Consider the following 17,328-nt stretch of genomic DNA (forward strand, 5'->3'; position numbering starts at 1 on the left):
GCCATGAGTTCTGACATCGAAACCCGCATCCGCAACAGCTTCCCTCAGCTTGCGGAACAAATGGATGCCATCCCGCAAGCCTTTGCGCCCGGGTGGCTGAAGACGGCCGCCACGCAGAACATCGGTGAGGGAGATTTCGGACCCGACATCTTCGAAGATCCTTTGGCGCGGCTCTGCACTTCGGTGAACGAGGATGCCGACCTCAACGCCTATGGCCGGATGCTTCTGGCTGGCATGATCCGTACCCAGTTGGAAAACCGCCTGCTGATGCAGCGTTTGCGGGCGGCGGGTAAACTGGGCCAACTTCCAATCGCGCCGATCATCGTCACCGGCCTGCCCCGCACCGGCACGACCTTCCTGCACCGGCTTCTGGCCTCGGATCCGCGCCATGCATCGCTGCCCTATTGGCAGCTTATGCGCCCCTTTCCCCGCGGCCCGAACGACACGCCGGAGGTCCGTATCGACGAGGCAAAGACCGTTCTGGACGTACGCCGCGCGATCACGCCCGAGCTGGATGGTGTTCACCTGATCCGCGCTGAAAGCCCCGAGGAATGTATGTTCGTGACCGCGATGAGCCTGCAGTCACGCCTCTATTGGAACCTCGCGCCGGTCTATTCCTTCATGGAGTGGTACAACGCCGCGGACAGAACCGACAAATACCGCGAATATGTCGAGGCCCTGTCCTATCTGCAATCCCTATACCCGGATCGCAGGCTGATACTGAAAGCCCCCGATCACGTTGATGGGGTGAGCGAACTTCTCGATGTCTTCTCCGAGGCTATAGTCGTACAAACTCACCGGGACATGACCGATCAATTCGGTAGCTACATGAGCTTGGGCCGTGTCACCCGTAGCCTTGCCGTGCGCAAGCTCGACAACGCACGCGAGACTGAAGCGGTCCTGAACCTCACCGACAGCTCCATCGCGCGCAATCTTGAAGCGCGTTCAAGGCACCCAGGCAAGATTCTGGACATCCGTTACGACGATTTGACAACCGACCCTCTTGGATGCGTCAAGGCGATCTATGCTCACGCGGGCCTCACATTCACCGATCATCAGCGCGCAAGCCTCGCGTCGCATCTGCAAAGCAACACTAAGGGCAAACATGGCGCGCATGACTATGATTTGTCGGAATTTGGGTTAACTGCGGCGGCGATCAAAGAGCGGTACTCAGATTATGAGACCAAGTTCCTGACTTGAGATGCATTAATACGTTCCTACGGGTTCAGCCAACGCAAACCAGACATTCGTTTCTGTCGCAGCATCCTGCAGATTGGGCTCGATGCTGCCTTTCGCTGCGGTGTCCAGCAACGGCGGCTAAGCGGGATAATCGGACTTCGGCAAGACCGAGATGACGGTGATCGAGGTCGGGCTGGCCTGCGGGTTCGAAAACCAGGGTCATTTCGGGCGTCTCTATCGCGGTGCATATGGGGTGAGTCCATCGCAGCAACGAGCACGGTTGAGTTGACGTTTCTGACGCTTTGGCACGGCATTTCGAAGCAAGGGCCACGAATCCCGCCAGCCCCTTGCATTTCAGGCTTGATCCCCCCTTTTGCCCACATTAGGAAGACGCAGATTTATTCGGGCCGCCTTGGGCGGCCTGCTCAGCTTATGCAAGGATGCAACATGCAAGTCACCGAAACCCTGAACGAGGGCCTCAAGCGCGCCTACCAGCTGATGCTGACGGCGCAGGAACTGGACGACAAGGTCAACGAGAAGCTGCTTGAAGCGCAGCCCGAGGTCGAGATGAAGGGCTTCCGCAAGGGCAAGGTGCCGATGGCGATGCTGAAGAAGCAGTTCGGCGACCGGGTCATGGGTGAAGCGATGCAGGAGAGCATCGATGGCGCAATGGCCAAGCATTTCGAAGACAGCGGTGACCGTCCGGCGATGCAGCCGCAGATGACCATGGTCGACGGCGAGAACTGGAAAGCCGGTGACGACATCACCGTCGAGATTTCCTACGAAGCTCTGCCCGAGATTCCCGAGGCCGACCTGAAAGCGATCAAGCTGGAAAAGATGGTCGTCAAAGCAGGCGACGACGAGGTCAAGGAAGCGCTGGAAAGCCTGGCCGAGACCGCACAGGATTTCGAAAGCCGCAAGAAGGGCTCGAAAGCCAAGGATGGCGACCAGGTCGTGATCGACTTTGTTGGCAAGGTGGACGGCGAGGCCTTTGAAGGTGGTTCGGCCGAAGACTATCCGCTGGTGCTGGGATCGGGCTCGTTCATTCCGGGCTTTGAAGAGCAGCTGGCTGGCGCGAAAGCTGGCGAGGAAAAAGACGTGACCGTCACCTTCCCGGAAGAGTACCAGGCTGAGGCACTGGCCGGCAAAGAGGCGGTGTTCTCGTGCACCGTCAAGGATGTGAAGGCGCCCAAGGCGGCCGAGATCGATGACGAACTGGCCAAGAAATTCGGGGCCGATGACCTGGAAGCCCTGAAGGGTCAGGTTGCCGAGCGTCTGGAAGCAGAATATGCCGGTGCGTCGCGCGCGGTGATGAAGCGGGCGCTACTGGATGAGCTGGACAAGACCGTCAGCTTCGACTTGCCGCCGAGCTTGGTCGAGGCCGAGGCCGGTCAGATTGCCCACCAGATGTGGCATGAGGAAAACCCCGAGGTGACCGATCACAACCACGATACCATCGAGCCGACTGAAGAGCACAACAAGCTGGCCGATCGCCGGGTGAAACTGGGCCTGCTGCTGGCCGAGCTTGGTCAGAAAGCCGAGGTCGAAGTGACCGATGCCGAGATGACCCAGGCGATCATGAACCAGGCCCGCCAATACCCGGGCCAGGAGCGTCAGTTCTTTGAATTCGTGCAACAGAACGAGCAGATGCAACAGCAGCTGCGCGCGCCGATCTTCGAAGACAAGGTTGTCGACTACGTGTTCGAGCTGGCCACCGTGTCGGATAAGGAAGTGACCAAGGCCGATCTTGAGAAAGCTGTCGAGGCGATGGACGACGAGTGACCCTCGTTACACCGAATTGAAAGGGCCGTCCTATTGGGCGGCCCTTTTCCTTTGGGGGGGGGCTCGCCGCGCACTGCTTTGCGCGTCTCACGAGACTGGCCTGTAAGGGCCGGGCGAGCAGGTTGTTAGAGCGCGGAGAGAGCGGAAGACACGGCGGCTTGCAGTTGTGCCGTCGGTTCAATCCCGATGCTGAGCCGTAGGAATCCCCCCGAAACATCATCGCCCCAGCGTGCCCGACGGTCGCCCGAGGAATGCAGTCCGCCGAAGCTGGTGGTGGGGGCAAAGCCCGCCAGTTCAAGGAAGCGATCGGCGGTGGCGGCATCCGTGAACCGCAGGCCGATCAGGAAGCCCTGATCCGAGGTCTGAGGGTGGGGTTCGGGATAGGTGACATCCGAGGTGTGCGGCGAGGCCTTTAGGACCGGCAGAAGGGCGCGGGCGTTGCTGCACATGCGTTCCAGGCGGATTTCCAGGGTCTCGAGGCCTCGGATCAGCATCCAGGCCTCTTGCGGGCCAGGGTTGAGGCCCATCAGCGTGCGCACCGATTGGACCCGTTCCATCAACGCGGTGTTGCGGCTGGCGACATGGCCCATCAACAGATCAGAATGGCCACCCATCGCCTTGGTATCGGAGACGATCACTGCATCGGCGCCGAGGTCCAGTGGGTTTTGCAGAAGCGGCGTACAGACCGTGTTGTCGACCGCCAGCATTGCCCCGGCGGTTCGGCAACGGGCAGCAAGGGCGTCAATGTCGATGACAGTGAGGCCGGGGTTCGAGGGGGTCTCTATGATCACCATGGCAAAACCGGTGAGATCAGTGTCGGCGATGGTGTCGGCGGGGCAGGTCGCAAGCTGTACACCGAAGGGGGCCAGGACCTCGGAGACGAGGTTGCGCGCGGCGTAGTAGCCGTCGGACAAGAGAAGCACCCGATCACCCTGTTTCAGCGCAGCCATCAGCAGGCCCGCATAAGCGCCCATGCCTGAGGGGAAGCTGAGGCAGGGGGCGGCTTCGAGGTGGGCGAGGCGCTGTTCCAGCGCCTCCAGCGTGGGCGAACTGCCACGGCCATAGGTGCGCGATGGCTCGGGCTGCTCGGGCAGTGCGAAGACCGAGCTCATCACCAGCGGGTCAGGGACGGGGTCGCCTTTGGCAAGGCGTGCGCTGCGATGATGCAGCATGTCGAAAAGGCGGGTTTTGCTCGTGTCACTCATGGTCTGGACCCTTGGGGAATTGCGCCGCGACTAAAGCGCTTCGAAACTAACTTGAGAGATAAGTTTGTTTCGAAGCGCCCGCGACATTGAGAGGTTGCGCGCGTTTCGAGAAAAACGCTGAGACAGGTCTTTGTCGAAACGCTTTATGGGCCGGGTTGCGCAGCGTCACAAGCCCCGATGCGTTGACGGAAGACCGGGGCGGCGGCAGGCTGTGGCGACACAGGAGGATCACCATGGATCATGTAGGTTTCACCGGCGAGGAGTTCCGCGCCTTTCGCGACGTGCCGCGCGACGGGCCTATTCACATGCTGAACTTGGTGGCGTTGCGCGACAGGGCCGACTATCCGGACGGGCGCGCGGCCACGGGGGCCGAGGCCTATGCCGCCTATGGCCGCGAGACGGCGCATATCCTGGAGGGCTTGGGGGGCCGGATCGTCTGGAGGGGTAAGATGGAGGCGATGCTGATCGGGCCGCAGGAGGGCGAGGCGTGGGACTTGTGCTTCATTGCGGAGTATCCATCAGTTGATGCGTTTGTTTCCATGATCAAGGACCCGGAGTATCGCGAGGCGATGGTGCATCGGCAGGCCGCGGTGCGGGATTCGCGGCTCATTCGGATGGAGCCTTTGGGGGCAGGGGAGAATTTCGGCGGGTAGGAATGGTGCGTGAAATCACGCACCCTACGTCAGCGTATTGATATGGGCAGGCTGGCGTAGCCACGGAAACGCGCAAGCGGGACAAGGGATTTCGGGCCTGCCGACTGTAACTTCGGAAACCGTTCGACAAACCGGCCTACCGCAATGCGTCCTTCAATCCGCGCCAGTGTGGCACCTAGGCAGACATGGATCCCGGTGACAAAGGCCAGATGCGGGTTTGGTTTGCGGGTAATGTCGACGCGGTCGGGATCATCGTAAACTGCCGGGTCGCGGTTGGCCCCGGCAATCGAGGTGTGGATATAGGTGCCCTTGGGCAGGGTCCGGTCGACAAGCTCGATATCGGTCGAGGCGAGGCGGTTGCCGATCTGAAGCGGAGACTCGACGCGCAGGAATTCTTCGATCGCGGTGTCGATCAGGGTCGGGTCTTCGCGCAGCAGGCTGTGCTGGCCGGGTGCATCCAGCAGCACGGCGATGGAATTGCCGACGAAAGATGTTGTCGTCTCGTGACCTGCGTTCAGCAGGAAGATGCAGTTCTGGATCAACTCTTCCTGAGTCAGGGTTCGGCCATCATGCTCGCCGAAGATCAGCGCTTCCAGAACCTCGCCCTGTTTGGCACCATCGGGGTTGGCGCGGCGGTGATTGATCAACTCGTCTAGGATGACGGCAAACTCGGCAACGGCCTCGTTGCCGGCCTTGAGCCGATCAGCGGGGACTTCCGGGTCAAGCGCCCCGAGGATCGACAGGGAATAGCCTCGCAGTTTCGGGCGCAGATCTTCGGGGATACCGAGCATGAAGGAGATGATCTCGGTCGGCAGGACCTTGGCGAAATGCTCGATGAAGTCGAACTCGCCCAGGTCTTCGGCACGGTCAAGCAGCCGGGTTACGATGTCCTCGATCAGCGGCTCGAATTCGGCCAGCTTGCGTGGGGTGAAGGCCGAGGCCAGGAGTTTGCGCACAACCGTGTGATAGGGCGGATCGTTAAAGACAAGGCTGGTGGTGTGATGCTCGTACAACGGGCATTGGCCGAATTTGCGACCGAACTCTTCCTTTTTGTCCGACAGCATGTCGCGCGACTGGTAGACCTTGAGACAGTCGGCATGGCGGGTAATAAACACAGAACCGTCGGGGTTTTCATGCACTGGGCTTTGGGCGCGTAATACATGCAGGGTCGGGTAGGGGTTTTCGATAAAGCCCGGCCCGATGGCAAGAAGGTCGAAATCGGAAATGTCGCTGCTCATCTGTCCCTCCCAAGGCCTTGGGGCAGGGTAGGCGGGCAATCCGGCAACGGCAAGATGTGAGGTCAGGGGCGCAGGCCGGTTTCTTTGAGAAGGCCCAAGCGTTTGGCTTCGTAGTAATAACCGCGGGCATACCACATCACCGCCTTGTCCATGTCGCCCCCCGAGACCAGCCAGGCGCCGCGCAGGTATTTCACCGCGTATTTGAGGTTGGTTTCGGCATCGAGAAGGTCCGATGGCTGGCCACGAAACCCCATGGTGCGGGCGGTTTCGGGCAGGATTTGCATCAGGCCGTAATACGGGCCGTTTCGTGCGTGGGGGCGGTGAGTGCTTTCACGGATGATCACCCGTTGCACCAATGGCAGAGGCACTTGGTAGAGTTTGGCATATTTGACGATCAGGGCGCGCAGCTCGGGTGTTTCGTTGGGATAGAGCAGAGTGGTTGGAGTGGGCGATGAGGCCGCCGGGTTGGGGCGTGAACGATTGGAACAGCCGGTCAGAGCAAGGGCGGCAGCCGCGAAAAGAAGGGTGCGGCGTGTCTGATGTGTCATGGAAACCTCCGGTCATTGGCTGGCGAAGGATGTGCCTTGGGCCCGGGGATAATGCAAAGAGGCAGTTCAGGGCCTGCGGAAACCCGCTTAGCCGTCCCCGATTGGCTCCATTGCCTCGAGACGATCAAGTGCGGCGTTTATGTCGTTGAACGGCAGGTTCGAAATCTGTGAAAGTGGGCGATCCCACCAGCGTGCGGCCTGTAACCGGTCGATGATGTCCCTCTCAAATCGGTAGCGGATGACCTTGGCCGGCGATCCACCAACGATGGCGTAGGGCGGCACGTCTGTATTCACGAGGCTGCCAGCGGCAATGATGGCGCCATTGCCGATGGTTACGCCACGCAGGATCGTGACCTTGGTGCCGATCCAGACATCATGACCGATCACTGGGCCGGGCTTGTAGGAAAACGGCACGCGCTGGATGGCTTGCCATTCGGGTTGGCCGCGAAAGTGGTTGCGGCCATATTGGAACGGGTGGGTCGACAGGAAATCGGTTGGGTGATCCACCGCGCCAATCTCGACATAGCGGGCGATGGAACAGTAACGCCCGATATGAGATTCGCGTTCGCAAACAGAGTATTCCGAGAGATAGCTCATCCGGCCGATGGTGCTTTTGGCTTCGACTCGGACAAAGCGATTCAGGCGCACCGGGGCCTCAAGGCGGGCCTTCTTGTTGACGAAAGCCTCGGGGTGAATGACATGTTCCATGCTCTGCCGGGCCTGCTTTCTTGCGCGCATGACCTGCGAGGGAACCGCAGGGCCTTGTGCCATCCGATGTAGCGCAACAGGGGAAAACCGGTCAACAAAAAGGCCGCGTCCCGGGGGCGCGGCCTTTTCGCTGTTCATCTAGGGTGAAACTCAACCTTCGTTGGTTTCGTCCTCGTCCGCAGTTTCTTCGGTTTCGACACCGGCGGTTTCGGCCAGGTCTTCGTCCTCGGAGGCGGCAGCGCCGATATCGTCGAACAGTTCGGCGATCTCGAAATCGGCGGCAGCTTCTTCTTCTGCGGCCAGTTCCTGGATCGACTTGCCCGAGGCCTGAAGTTCGGCTTCTTCCAGCGAACGCGCAACGTTCATCTGGATGGTGGCCATGACTTCGGGGTGCAGGTGGACGTGCACGTCGTGCAGGCCCAGGTCCTTGATCGGACGCGCAAGGGCAACCTGTTTCTTGTCGATCGAGAACCCGTCTTCGGTGGCGGCATCGGCGGCGTCACGCGGGGTGACCGAGCCGTAAAGCGCGCCAGCGTCCGACGCCGAGCGAATCACGATGAACTGTTGTCCGTCGAGCTTCTCGGCCAGGGCTTCGGCTTCTTTCTTGGTTTCCAGGTTGCGCGCTTCGAGCTGCGACTTGCGCTCTTCGAAGCTGGCCACGTTAGCGGCCGACGCGGTCAGCGCCTTGCCTTGCGGCAGCAGGTAGTTGCGGGCAAAGCCGGGCTTGACGTCGACGACGTCACCCATCTGGCCAAGCTTGGCAACACGTTCGAGAAGGATCACTTGCATGTCAGGGTCTCCTTACTTCACGGCGTAGGGCAGAAGCGCCAGGAAGCGGGCGCGCTTGATGGCGCGGGCCAGCTCACGTTGCTTCTTGGCCGAAACGGCGGTGATGCGCGAGGGCACGATCTTGCCACGCTCGGAAATGTAGCGTTGCAGGAGCTTGGTGTCCTTGTAGTCGATCTTCGGCGCGTTCTCACCCGAGAACGGGCAGACTTTACGACGGCGGAAAAATGGTTTTGCAGCCATGGTTTATCGTCCTTTTCTCAGGTTTCTATCAGCGGCGCTCGCGACGGTTGTCGCGTTCGTCACGTTTCTGCATCTGGATCGACGGGCCTTCGCCGTGTTCGTCGACCTTGATGGTCAGAACCCGCATGACGTCATCGTGCAGACGCATCAGGCGTTCCATTTCCTGGACGGCCGGTGCCGGGGCATCGGTGCGCAGGAAGGCATAGTGGCCCTTGCGGTTCTTGTTGATCTTGTAGGCCATCGTCTTGACGCCCCAGTACTCGTTCATCACGACGCTGCCGCCGTTGTCCGCGAGTACGGTGCTGAAATGTTCGACGAGGCTTTCGGCCTGCGCGTTGGACAGGTCCTGACGCGAGATAAAGACATGCTCGTAGAGCGGCATGTGCATTCCCTTCATTTTCAAGCGCATTTCAAAGGAGGGCCGATGCATCTTCCGCGGCTCCTCCACGAGAGACTGCGCGGTTCATAAATCCGTGCGGAAGACTGGCGGGCTATACGATGGTTTGTGCTTGCTTGCAAGTGTCGTTGCGCATGGATTCGCCGGTATGTGTGGCAAGTGCTTTCGGCATGGTTTCGTCACATTTTAGGGGATTTTGTCGCAGATTTTCCAAAATCGCTCCCTACTGCCGTCGTTATGTTGACCGAACCTGACCCAAAGAGGGAGCGGGCAAACCGGTCCTATGGGAAAGGTAGGTAAACCTGATGGTTGCGATCTCTGATGTCATGCAGAAAGAAACCGGTGCCGGTCTGTCGATTGCAGGCCACGCCCCGAGCGGTGTTTTGAGCGGCATCCTTGGTGCGGCACTGTGTTTTGCCGCCTTTGGTCTGTGGCTGGTCCCAGGGGCAAGCTTTGATCCGGCACTGCTGCTGATCAAACTGGGTCTGTCAGTGTTCTTCGGCCTTGGTGGTGCCATGTTCCTTTTGGCCGCACGCCGTGTTCACCACCCCGAAGTTTACCTGGATGGGCGGAAGGGGATCCTGCGCCTGCTGACGCGCGATGATCGCGGCCACGTCGAAAGCGAAGTCGAGGTCAGCTACGACGAGTTGAGCGAGGTTGATTTCCGCGATGGCATGCTGATTGCCCGGGATCATCATGGTCGCTCGGTGGTCGAGATGCCGGTCGAGAATGTCGGTGATCTGGATGAGATCCGCGCCGAGTTGGGCCCTGCCTTCAGTCGGACCTGCTGAACACAGCTACACCAAAGAACAAACCGACCGCCGGTCCTGTGATGCAGGGGTGGCGGTTTTTACGTTTCTGGCCTGACGAAAGGTCCCAGTGCTTGCCCCGGGGACATTGCAACGCGCTGCGCGGCGCGCTATCCCGGCCAAAAGGCAAATGACGGGAGAGGCATATGAGCCGCGCATTCGTATTTCCGGGCCAGGGGGCGCAAACCATTGGCATGGGCAAGGCACTGGCCGAGGCTTACCCGGCCGCAAAAGCTGTGTACGACGAAGTCGACGCCGCGTTGGGCGAGAAACTGACCGATCTGATCTGGGAGGGGGACCAGGACGAACTGACCCTGACGCAGAACGCGCAACCGGCGCTGATGGCGACATCGCTGGCGGCTGTGCGGGCGCTTGAGGCCGAAGGGGCGGACATGTCCCAGGTCGCTTTCGTGGCCGGCCACTCACTGGGGGAATACTCGGCGTTGGCGGCGGCGGGTGCCCTTTCGATCAGCGACACGGCACGATTGTTGAGAACTCGTGGCCAGGCGATGCAAGAAGCGGTCCCCGTGGGTGTGGGCGCCATGGCGGCGCTCTTGGGGCTCGATTTCGACGCGGCGCGGACTGTTGCCGAAGAGGCCGCCCAGGGCGAGGTCTGCCAGGCGGCGAATGACAATGACCCGGGACAGGTTGTTGTATCGGGTCATAAGGCGGCGGTGGAACGTGCGGTAGAGCTGGCCAAGGAAAAAGGTGCGAAACGGGCGGTTCTGCTGCCGGTGAGCGCACCGTTTCATTGTGCGTTGATGCAGCCTGCGGCGGATGTGATGGCCGAGGCGCTGGAGAGCGTGGACATCAAGGCTCCTTCAATGCCTTTGATCGCCAACGTACGGGCCGCGCCGGTCAGCGACCCGAACGAAATTCGCAAGCTATTGGTGGAACAGGTCACCGGATCGGTGCGCTGGCGCGAGTCGATTGCTGCGATGAGCGCAGCGGGCGTGTCCGAAATCTGGGAAATCGGAGCCGGAAAGGCGTTGTCAGGGATGGTGCGCCGGATCGACCGCGCGATTGCCTGCAAGGCCGTGAGCACACCAGACGATGTTAAAGCTGCTGTAGAAAGCGCAAACGGATAAGGGGCGCGGCGGCGCGCGCCGCCGCAAGTCCGCGCCGCGCGGTGCGGGGTACCCGAACGGAAAGGAAAAACCATGTTTGATCTGACGGGAAAGAAGGCGCTGATCACTGGCGCATCGGGTGGTATCGGCGGGGCGATCGCCAAGGCCCTTCATGGCGCGGGCGCCACGGTGGGCCTGAGTGGTACGCGGGTAGAACCGCTTGAAGCACTGGCGTCTGAGCTGGGTGAACGCGCCCATGTGCTGCCCTGCAATCTGAGCGATCCGGACGCCGTGGACGCGCTGCCAAAGCAGGCGACCGAGGCGATGGGCGGGGTCGATATTCTGGTGAACAATGCCGGCATCACCCGCGACCAGATTTTCATGCGCATGTCGGACGAGGATTGGCAGAATGTTCTGGACGTCAACCTGACCTCGACCATGCGGCTGTGCCGGGCGTCGATCCGGGGCATGATGAAGGCGCGTTGGGGGCGGATCGTCAACATCAGTTCGATCGTGGGCGCCACCGGCAATCCGGGGCAGGCCAACTATGCCGCCTCAAAGGCCGGCATGGTCGGGTTGACCAAATCCATCGCTTACGAGGTCGCCAGCCGGGGCATCACCGCCAACGCGGTTGCGCCTGGGTTCATCGCCACTGCAATGACCGACAAGCTGACCGATGATCAGAAAGACAAGATCAACGCGCAGATCCCGGCATCACGGATGGGGACCCCGGAAGAGATCGCCGCGGCGGTGCTTTACCTGGCCTCGGACGAGGGCGGTTACGTGACCGGCGCGACACTGCACGTCAACGGCGGCATGGCAATGCTTTGACCATTTGGTCGGGGCAGGTGCGAAAGCGTTTGCCTTGGCCGCGCCATATGCTATAGGCGGCGCAGATTCACTTGACGCGGGAAACCCCGCGCCGTGATGTCCCGCCTTGCGCGGGTTTGAGAGCCGCCCCATATAGGGGCAGAACCTCGAAACCCCGTGGGGCGAGGGCAAGAACCGGGCCAGGTTGGTCCAGAGAACATGAGGAATGCAATATGAGCGACGTCGCAGACCGCGTTAAGAAAATCGTTGTGGAACACCTGGGTGTTGAAGAGGCCAAAGTTGTCGAGAACGCCTCGTTCATCGACGATCTGGGCGCAGACAGCCTCGACACAGTGGAACTGGTCATGGCCTTCGAAGAAGAGTTCGGCATCGAGATCCCGGATGACGCGGCCGAGACCATTCAGACATTTGGCGACGCGTGCAAATTCATCACTGAAGCTGCCTGATCGCAGATTCGGTGCCGCGCGGATTGCGCGGCTGGAAATTGGCCCCTGCCTTTTTGGTGGGGGCCATTTTTGTTTGTGGTGCTCGAAACCCCGATGCCAGACGGTTCCGCGACGTAAATGGTGAGCGTTGTGACGATTCGGGCAAAGTCACGCCCTGCGCTATGATGGGATTGTCTTATGGCAAGCACCTGCACAGCAAAGGGCGAAGGGCATCATGATCATTTATCCCACCATGGAACTGCAAAACGGCAAATGCGTCACCCTGCATCGCGGACGTCTGGAAGAGCCGTCAATCTATCATGTCGATCCAGTTGAAACCGCTATTGGGTGGGCAGCCGAGGGCGCCGAGTGGGTTCATGTCACGGATTTCGATGCTGTTGCAGGGACCGGCAACAATGACGAGTTGATTGAAGAAATCATCCGCCGCACGGCCACATCTGTTCAACTTGCCGGTGGTTTTCGTACGCGTGAACGGGTCGAGCAATGGATCGACAAGGGTGCCGGGCGGATCGCACTAGGTACGATGCCGGCACGCGACCCGGAAACATTCAAGGTACTGGCGCGGGATTTTCCTGATCAGATCGTACTTGCCGTTGATATCTGGCAAGGCCAACTTATGACAGACGGTTGGAAGCAGCCCGCCGCAATTCAGCCCGAAGTCTTCTTGCAGCAATTCAGCAACGATCCGCTTGCGGCGGTCATGATCACGGACATTGACAGCGATATAGATCAGCCGGACGAGTCGCTTGGCGTGATCTCTTCGTTGGCCGGGCAGACGCCTCACCGGGTGATTGCCAGTGGGTCGGTGCGTGAAATTGACGACATTGCGCGGCTGAAATATGTTCCGAACATTGACGGAACCCTCGTGGGCCGGGCGCTGTTTTCACGTGACGTGAACCTGGCGGAAGCGCTTGAGATTGCTAAGCCCAAGCCTGAGAAAACCGCCGATTTCATATAGGTCCTTGCAACCCGGATCCAGGTGCCTCGAGGTGGCGGCGCGCTGCTGCCGGGGCTGAGATTGCTTCGGCTTTGCAGCCCGTGACAAACGGATTATGAGACCGTCGCCGAAGTCTTGCCGACGAAGATTGCTAAGCTGCGTCGATAACTGCACCGCCGGCAGAGGTCTTGAGATCGTTTGCGGCGAGGATTGCGCCCAGCTGAGACTCTGACAATGGCGGATGGAACTCGAGTCCGGAGTATTCGCCATTGCTCCACGCGACACGGGCGGCAAGGGATAGTGACGACACCATCAACCTGCATGGCATCCCTTTTGCCAGTTCCTGGTGCAAATTGGCTTTTGCGCCCCTAACGCCAATGTCGAGAATCTTGGCCTCGACAGTTTGGTTCGAGGCCGTGAATAGGGCAGGTATCTTGCAGGGATGGCGTATGGATTGACGTCGTTCCCGACGCTGAAAGAACGAGATCATCACGACGGCGAGTGCACACAGCAGCAAACCGGAGACCACGATCAGCCAATCGTACAATTCCTGCTTGATATTCAGACGATCCAGCCGCGCCAGCATCGGAGCCGGCGACCAATCTGGGTTGGCGCGACACCGAAGATTCCCAACGATATCACGCAATGGTTCATTGATTTCCGGACCGATGAGCTTTTGCGCCATTTGGCTTGCTGCTGCGGGACCGCGTTTCTTTAAGGTAGCGATCAGGGATTTGTTGCGCGCAATGTATTGCACAACAGATTTTTCCTGATGTTTCATGCCGCGCGACCGCAATTCCAGACGCAACTCGGCCAAAGAATACCGGTTGATCAACTGCAATGCAGAATTCGCCTACCTTTTGGAGGATTCGTTCGTGGCCGAGTCGGCAAGGTTGGAGGAAACCACAAAAACATTGGTCAGCCAGGATTCGAAATCGCAGCTACCATCGGCCTCGGCGGGTTGACCTGAAAAGACCCAGGTCAAAAAAAGCAGGAATTTTCCGATGTTCTGGAGCATTTACGTTTGCACCTCCGGCATTGCCGTCTTTTTAGCTGTGCAGGATGAACAACCCTTTAAGCACGGCAGAGATGATCAATTGATCAGGCAGCAAGCTTGAGCCGGAACACGGGCTTGAAGAGACTTGCTCTTGCTCAGAACCGCCAAGCCCAGTAAACAGCCCAGCAATAATTCCTTTGGGGAAGGGGCATTCTCATGCGTCGAGTGGTTGTCACAGGGCTTGGTCTGGTTACGCCTTTGGCCGACGGGGTCGAAGAATCCTGGAAACGGCTTTTGGCCGGAGAATCGGGTGCCGGCCCGATCACACAATTTGATCCCGAACGGGTGACGACGAAATATGCCTGCGAGGTAAAGCACGGCGATGGCAGCGACGGTACATTCAATACCGAAAACTACATCCTGCCCAAGGATCGCAAGAAGATCGATGATTTCATCCTCTATGGTATCGCTGCGGCGGACCAGGCGATCAAGGATGCGGGCTGGATGCCCGAGGACGAAGAAAGCCTGCTGCGCACTGGTGTGATGATCGGGTCGGGCATTGGCGGTCTGAAGTCCATCGAGCAGACCACCCTGATGATGGCCGAAAAAGGCCCGCGCCGGGTGTCACCGTTCTTTATCCCCGGTGCGCTGATCAACCTGATCTCGGGGCAGGTCAGCATCCGTTACGGCTACAAGGGGCCGAACCACGCGGTGGTGACGGCCTGTTCGACCGGTGCGCACGCGATTGGCGACGCGACCCGCCTGATCAAATATGGCGACGCCGACGTGATGATCGCCGGTGGTGGCGAGGCTGCGATCTGTGAAATCGGCATCGCCGGGTTCAATGCCTGCAAGGCTCTGTCGACCAAGCGCGGCGACGATCCGAAATCCGCCAGCCGCCCCTATGACGAGGACCGTGACGGGTTCGTGATGGGCGAGGGGGCCGGCGTCGTGGTTCTGGAGGAATACGAACACGCCAAGGCGCGTGGCGCGACGATTTACGCCGAGGTCGCGGGTTATGGCCTGTCGGGCGATGCCTATCACATCACCGCCCCCAGCGAAGACGGCGACGGCGGCTTCCGCTCGATGAGCGCGGCGATTGCCGATGCCGGGATCGAACCGGGTGATATTGATTACATCAATGCGCACGGGACTTCGACCATGGCCGATGTGATCGAGCTGGGCGCAGTGGAGCGCCTGTTGGGCGATGCGGCGGGCACTGCGACGATGTCTTCAACCAAGTCGATGACCGGGCATTTGCTGGGTGCTGCGGGCGCGATCGAGGCGATCTTCTCGATCCTGGCAATCCGCGATCAAGTGGTGCCGCCGACAATCAATCTGGACAATCCGGTTGAAAGCAAGTTGGACCTGGCGCCCAATGCCAAGCGTGAACGCGAAGTGAATGTATCGCTCTCCAACAGCTTTGGCTTTGGCGGGACCAATGCCAGCGTGATTTTCCGAAAGGTCTGACCTTATGTGGCGGCATATTGCCTCGAACGCGCTCACGCTGTTGATCGTGATCGTGTTTCTTCTGGGCGGCATGATCCTGTGGGGACAGTCGCAATACGTGGCCGAAGGGCCGCTGGGGGAACAAATCTGCCTGCGGGTTGAACGCGGCAGCAATGTCAGCCGCGTGTCGAAATCCTTGGAAAACGAAGGCGCGGTCACGTCCGGCACGATCTTTCGGCTGGGTATGGATTACGGCGAGTTGTCGGGCAAGCTGAAGGCCGGCTCCTACCTGGTGCCGGCGGGATCGTCGATGTCCGAGATTGCCGATATCGTCACCCGGGGCGGTGCCAGTACCTGCGGGACCGAGGTGGTTTATCGTATTGGCGTGACGCGGTCGAGCATTCGGGTGCGTACCCTCGACCCGGCGACCAGTCGCTTTGTCGAAATGGCCAGCTTCAATCCGGTCGAAGAACCTGCGCCGGATGAATTCGTCAAGGTGCGGGCCCAGAACGATACGCGCTACCGCATTGCCATGGCCGAAGGCGTGACAAGCTGGCAGGTGGTGGATGCGCTGAAACGCGTGGATGTGTTGGAAGGCGAGGTGGCCGAGCTGCCGCCCGAGGGGATGCTGGCGCCTGACAGCTATGAGGTGCGTGTCGGGGACAAGCGTGAAGACCTGCTGAAGCAGATGCAAGAGGCACAGGAGGTGCTGCTGGCCGCCGCCTGGGAAAGGCGGGACCGCGATGTGCCGTTGACCTCGCCGGAAGAGGCGCTGGTCCTGGCCTCGATCATTGAGAAGGAAACCGGTGTGGCGGCCGAGCGCCGTCAGGTGGCAAGCGTGTTCGTCAACCGGTTGAACCGGCGCATGAAGCTGCAGACCGACCCGACGGTGATCTACGGCATCACCAACGGGCAGGGAGTGCTCGGCCGCGGTCTGCGCCAGAGCGAGCTGCGTAAGGCAACGCCTTACAACACCTATGTCATTCCGGCCCTGCCGCCGGGGCCGATTGCAAATCCCGGCAAGGCGAGCATCGAGGCGGCGCTGAATCCGGACAGCACGGATTACATCTTCTTTGTCGCCGACGGCACTGGCGGTCACGCTTTCGCCGCGACGTTGGACGAGCATAATGCCAATGTCCGCAAGTGGCGCGAAATCGAGAAGCAGCGGGCCAACGAATAAGGGTGATTCCCCGGCTTCGGGTGACGTGGCAGGGGAATTGCGATCTTGGGCCAAGGGCGCGCTGCGGAGGGGATCACCCTAAGGTCGGGCCTGAGTTTCCCTTTGACGTCAAACTGTTGCTCGTACTTCGGCATCGGTCACCCTGTTTCCCAGAATCCCGGATATCCCACCTGTGATCGCAATATATCGTGGGGGTTGAGGGGCAACGCATACGATATATAGTGGAGGGAATAACAGGGCGGATGGCAACGCCCGGAACACGCGGGAGCAGTTGGGCCATGGATGGTGATTTCAGGACGGATTTTGTACGTCAGCCGGGGGCGTTGAAGCAGTTCCCGGCCTTGGTGCTGAACGCGGACTACCGGCCATTGAGTTACTACCCGCTTAGCCTTTGGCCCTGGCAGGAGGCGGTCAAGGCGGCCTGGCTCGAGAGGGTGGATATCGTGGCGGAATATGACCACATTGTCCGCAGCCCGAGTACCGAAATCAGGGTGCCGTCAGTGGTGGTTCTGAAAGACTATGTCAAACCCAGAAAGCGCGTGGCCTTCACGCGCTTTAATCTTTTTCTGCGGGACGAGTTTTGCTGCCAGTATTGCGGCTCGCGCGGCGATCTGACCTTTGATCACGTTGTGCCGCGCGCGTCGGGCGGCGTGACCAGCTGGGAGAACGTGGTGGCGGCCTGCAGTCGCTGTAACCTAAAGAAGGGTTCAAAAAGCTTGCGCCGGGCGGGGATGACGTTGCGCAAGCCGCCAAGGATGCCAATGGCGGAAGAGCTGCGTAATCAGGGGCGCAAGTTCCCGCCGAACCACCTGCATGAGAGCTGGATGGATTTTCTGTACTGGGATGCGGAACTGGACGCCTAGACCATGAAAA

Annotated in this window: 21 protein-coding genes; 13 read left to right on the plus strand and 8 right to left on the minus strand. The window is 60.0% G+C overall.

Annotated features, from left to right (window positions below; genetic code table 11):
- Nucleotides 1–3: 3 nt before the first annotated feature.
- The 3 genes from RXV86_RS17190 to tig all read left to right on the plus strand — a co-directional run bounded on the left by RXV86_RS17190 (nt 4) and on the right by tig (nt 2,961).
- Nucleotides 4–1,200, plus strand: coding sequence for a sulfotransferase (locus RXV86_RS17190; protein WP_316301490.1), 1,197 nt, complete (start codon nt 4–6; stop codon nt 1,198–1,200).
- 151 nt (nt 1,201–1,351) lie between these two features.
- Entirely contained in the window at nt 1,352–1,468 is a 117-nt protein-coding gene (locus RXV86_RS22080) for a helix-turn-helix domain-containing protein (protein ID WP_367575566.1), read from the plus strand.
- Nucleotides 1,469–1,626: 158 nt separating this feature from the next.
- Nucleotides 1,627–2,961, plus strand: a complete 1,335-nt coding sequence (gene tig, locus RXV86_RS17195) for a trigger factor (RefSeq protein ID WP_316301491.1) — start codon at nt 1,627–1,629, stop codon at nt 2,959–2,961.
- A gap of 125 nt (nt 2,962–3,086) precedes the next feature.
- On the opposite strand, the gene RXV86_RS17200 is transcribed toward tig, so the two are convergent.
- Nucleotides 3,087–4,166: a PLP-dependent transferase gene (locus RXV86_RS17200; protein ID WP_316301492.1), complete on the minus strand. Its 1,080-nt coding sequence runs from the start codon at nt 4,164–4,166 to the stop codon at nt 3,087–3,089.
- Nucleotides 4,167–4,399: 233 nt separating this feature from the next.
- Here RXV86_RS17200 and RXV86_RS17205 point away from each other — a divergent pair, with 233 nt between their 5' ends.
- Nucleotides 4,400–4,819: a DUF1330 domain-containing protein gene (locus RXV86_RS17205; protein WP_316301493.1), complete on the plus strand. Its 420-nt coding sequence runs from the start codon at nt 4,400–4,402 to the stop codon at nt 4,817–4,819.
- A gap of 29 nt (nt 4,820–4,848) precedes the next feature.
- Here RXV86_RS17205 and RXV86_RS17210 read toward each other — a convergent pair whose 3' ends face one another.
- The 6 genes from RXV86_RS17210 to rpsF form a co-directional block, all read right to left on the minus strand.
- Nucleotides 4,849–6,057, minus strand: coding sequence for a cytochrome P450 (locus RXV86_RS17210; protein WP_316301494.1), 1,209 nt, complete (start codon nt 6,055–6,057; stop codon nt 4,849–4,851).
- A 62-nt stretch (nt 6,058–6,119) separates the two neighbouring features.
- The gene (locus RXV86_RS17215) at nt 6,120–6,605 is read right to left on the minus strand and encodes a lytic transglycosylase domain-containing protein (protein WP_316301495.1); all 486 of its coding nucleotides are present in this window, start codon (nt 6,603–6,605) and stop codon (nt 6,120–6,122) included.
- Between the two features lie 87 nt (nt 6,606–6,692).
- Nucleotides 6,693–7,313 carry a CatB-related O-acetyltransferase gene (locus RXV86_RS17220; RefSeq protein ID WP_316301496.1) on the minus strand — a complete coding sequence of 207 codons (621 nt, stop codon included), beginning with the start codon at nt 7,311–7,313 and terminating at the stop codon, nt 6,693–6,695.
- Between the two features lie 150 nt (nt 7,314–7,463).
- Nucleotides 7,464–8,102: a 50S ribosomal protein L9 gene (gene rplI, locus RXV86_RS17225; RefSeq protein ID WP_316301497.1), complete on the minus strand. Its 639-nt coding sequence runs from the start codon at nt 8,100–8,102 to the stop codon at nt 7,464–7,466.
- Between the two features lie 12 nt (nt 8,103–8,114).
- Nucleotides 8,115–8,342, minus strand: coding sequence for a 30S ribosomal protein S18 (gene rpsR / locus RXV86_RS17230; RefSeq protein WP_009805008.1), 228 nt, complete (start codon nt 8,340–8,342; stop codon nt 8,115–8,117).
- A gap of 28 nt (nt 8,343–8,370) precedes the next feature.
- Nucleotides 8,371–8,724, minus strand: a complete 354-nt coding sequence (gene rpsF, locus RXV86_RS17235; RefSeq protein WP_316301590.1) for a 30S ribosomal protein S6 — start codon at nt 8,722–8,724, stop codon at nt 8,371–8,373.
- A 320-nt stretch (nt 8,725–9,044) separates the two neighbouring features.
- Between rpsF and RXV86_RS17240 the strand changes: the two genes are divergently transcribed.
- The 5 genes from RXV86_RS17240 (at nt 9,045) to RXV86_RS17260 (ending at nt 12,850) form a co-directional block, all read left to right on the plus strand.
- Nucleotides 9,045–9,530, plus strand: a complete 486-nt coding sequence (locus RXV86_RS17240; RefSeq protein ID WP_316301498.1) for a hypothetical protein — start codon at nt 9,045–9,047, stop codon at nt 9,528–9,530.
- A gap of 164 nt (nt 9,531–9,694) precedes the next feature.
- Nucleotides 9,695–10,636: an ACP S-malonyltransferase gene (gene fabD, locus RXV86_RS17245; protein WP_316301499.1), complete on the plus strand. Its 942-nt coding sequence runs from the start codon at nt 9,695–9,697 to the stop codon at nt 10,634–10,636.
- A gap of 72 nt (nt 10,637–10,708) precedes the next feature.
- Complete coding sequence (fabG, locus tag RXV86_RS17250) at nt 10,709–11,446, plus strand: 3-oxoacyl-[acyl-carrier-protein] reductase (RefSeq protein WP_316301500.1); 738 nt, start codon at nt 10,709–10,711, stop codon at nt 11,444–11,446.
- Nucleotides 11,447–11,658: 212 nt separating this feature from the next.
- On the plus strand, nt 11,659–11,892 hold the full coding sequence (locus RXV86_RS17255) for an acyl carrier protein (RefSeq protein WP_316301501.1): 234 nt from the start codon (nt 11,659–11,661) through the stop codon (nt 11,890–11,892).
- A gap of 214 nt (nt 11,893–12,106) precedes the next feature.
- Entirely contained in the window at nt 12,107–12,850 is a 744-nt protein-coding gene (locus RXV86_RS17260; RefSeq protein WP_316301502.1) for a 1-(5-phosphoribosyl)-5-[(5-phosphoribosylamino)methylideneamino] imidazole-4-carboxamide isomerase, read from the plus strand.
- Between the two features lie 130 nt (nt 12,851–12,980).
- Here RXV86_RS17260 and RXV86_RS17265 read toward each other — a convergent pair whose 3' ends face one another.
- On the minus strand, nt 12,981–13,610 hold the full coding sequence (locus RXV86_RS17265) for a PilZ domain-containing protein (RefSeq protein ID WP_316301503.1): 630 nt from the start codon (nt 13,608–13,610) through the stop codon (nt 12,981–12,983).
- On the opposite strand from RXV86_RS17265, the gene RXV86_RS17270 reads away from it, so the two are divergent.
- The 4 genes from RXV86_RS17270 (at nt 13,609) to RXV86_RS17285 (ending at nt 17,318) form a co-directional block, all read left to right on the plus strand.
- Entirely contained in the window at nt 13,609–13,794 is a 186-nt protein-coding gene (locus RXV86_RS17270; RefSeq protein ID WP_316301504.1) for a hypothetical protein, read from the plus strand. The two genes, RXV86_RS17265 and RXV86_RS17270, sit on opposite strands and share 2 nt — an antisense overlap.
- 248 nt (nt 13,795–14,042) lie before the next feature.
- Complete coding sequence (fabF, locus tag RXV86_RS17275) at nt 14,043–15,296, plus strand: beta-ketoacyl-ACP synthase II (RefSeq protein ID WP_316301505.1); 1,254 nt, start codon at nt 14,043–14,045, stop codon at nt 15,294–15,296.
- 4 nt (nt 15,297–15,300) lie between these two features.
- The gene (gene mltG / locus RXV86_RS17280) at nt 15,301–16,455 is read left to right on the plus strand and encodes an endolytic transglycosylase MltG (RefSeq protein ID WP_316301506.1); all 1,155 of its coding nucleotides are present in this window, start codon (nt 15,301–15,303) and stop codon (nt 16,453–16,455) included.
- A gap of 278 nt (nt 16,456–16,733) precedes the next feature.
- On the plus strand, nt 16,734–17,318 hold the full coding sequence (locus RXV86_RS17285; protein WP_316301507.1) for an HNH endonuclease: 585 nt from the start codon (nt 16,734–16,736) through the stop codon (nt 17,316–17,318).
- Nucleotides 17,319–17,328: the final 10 nt, after the last annotated feature.

The organism is Aliisedimentitalea sp. MJ-SS2 (genome assembly GCF_032586155.1).
Taxonomy (GTDB): domain Bacteria; phylum Pseudomonadota; class Alphaproteobacteria; order Rhodobacterales; family Rhodobacteraceae; genus JAWHTC01.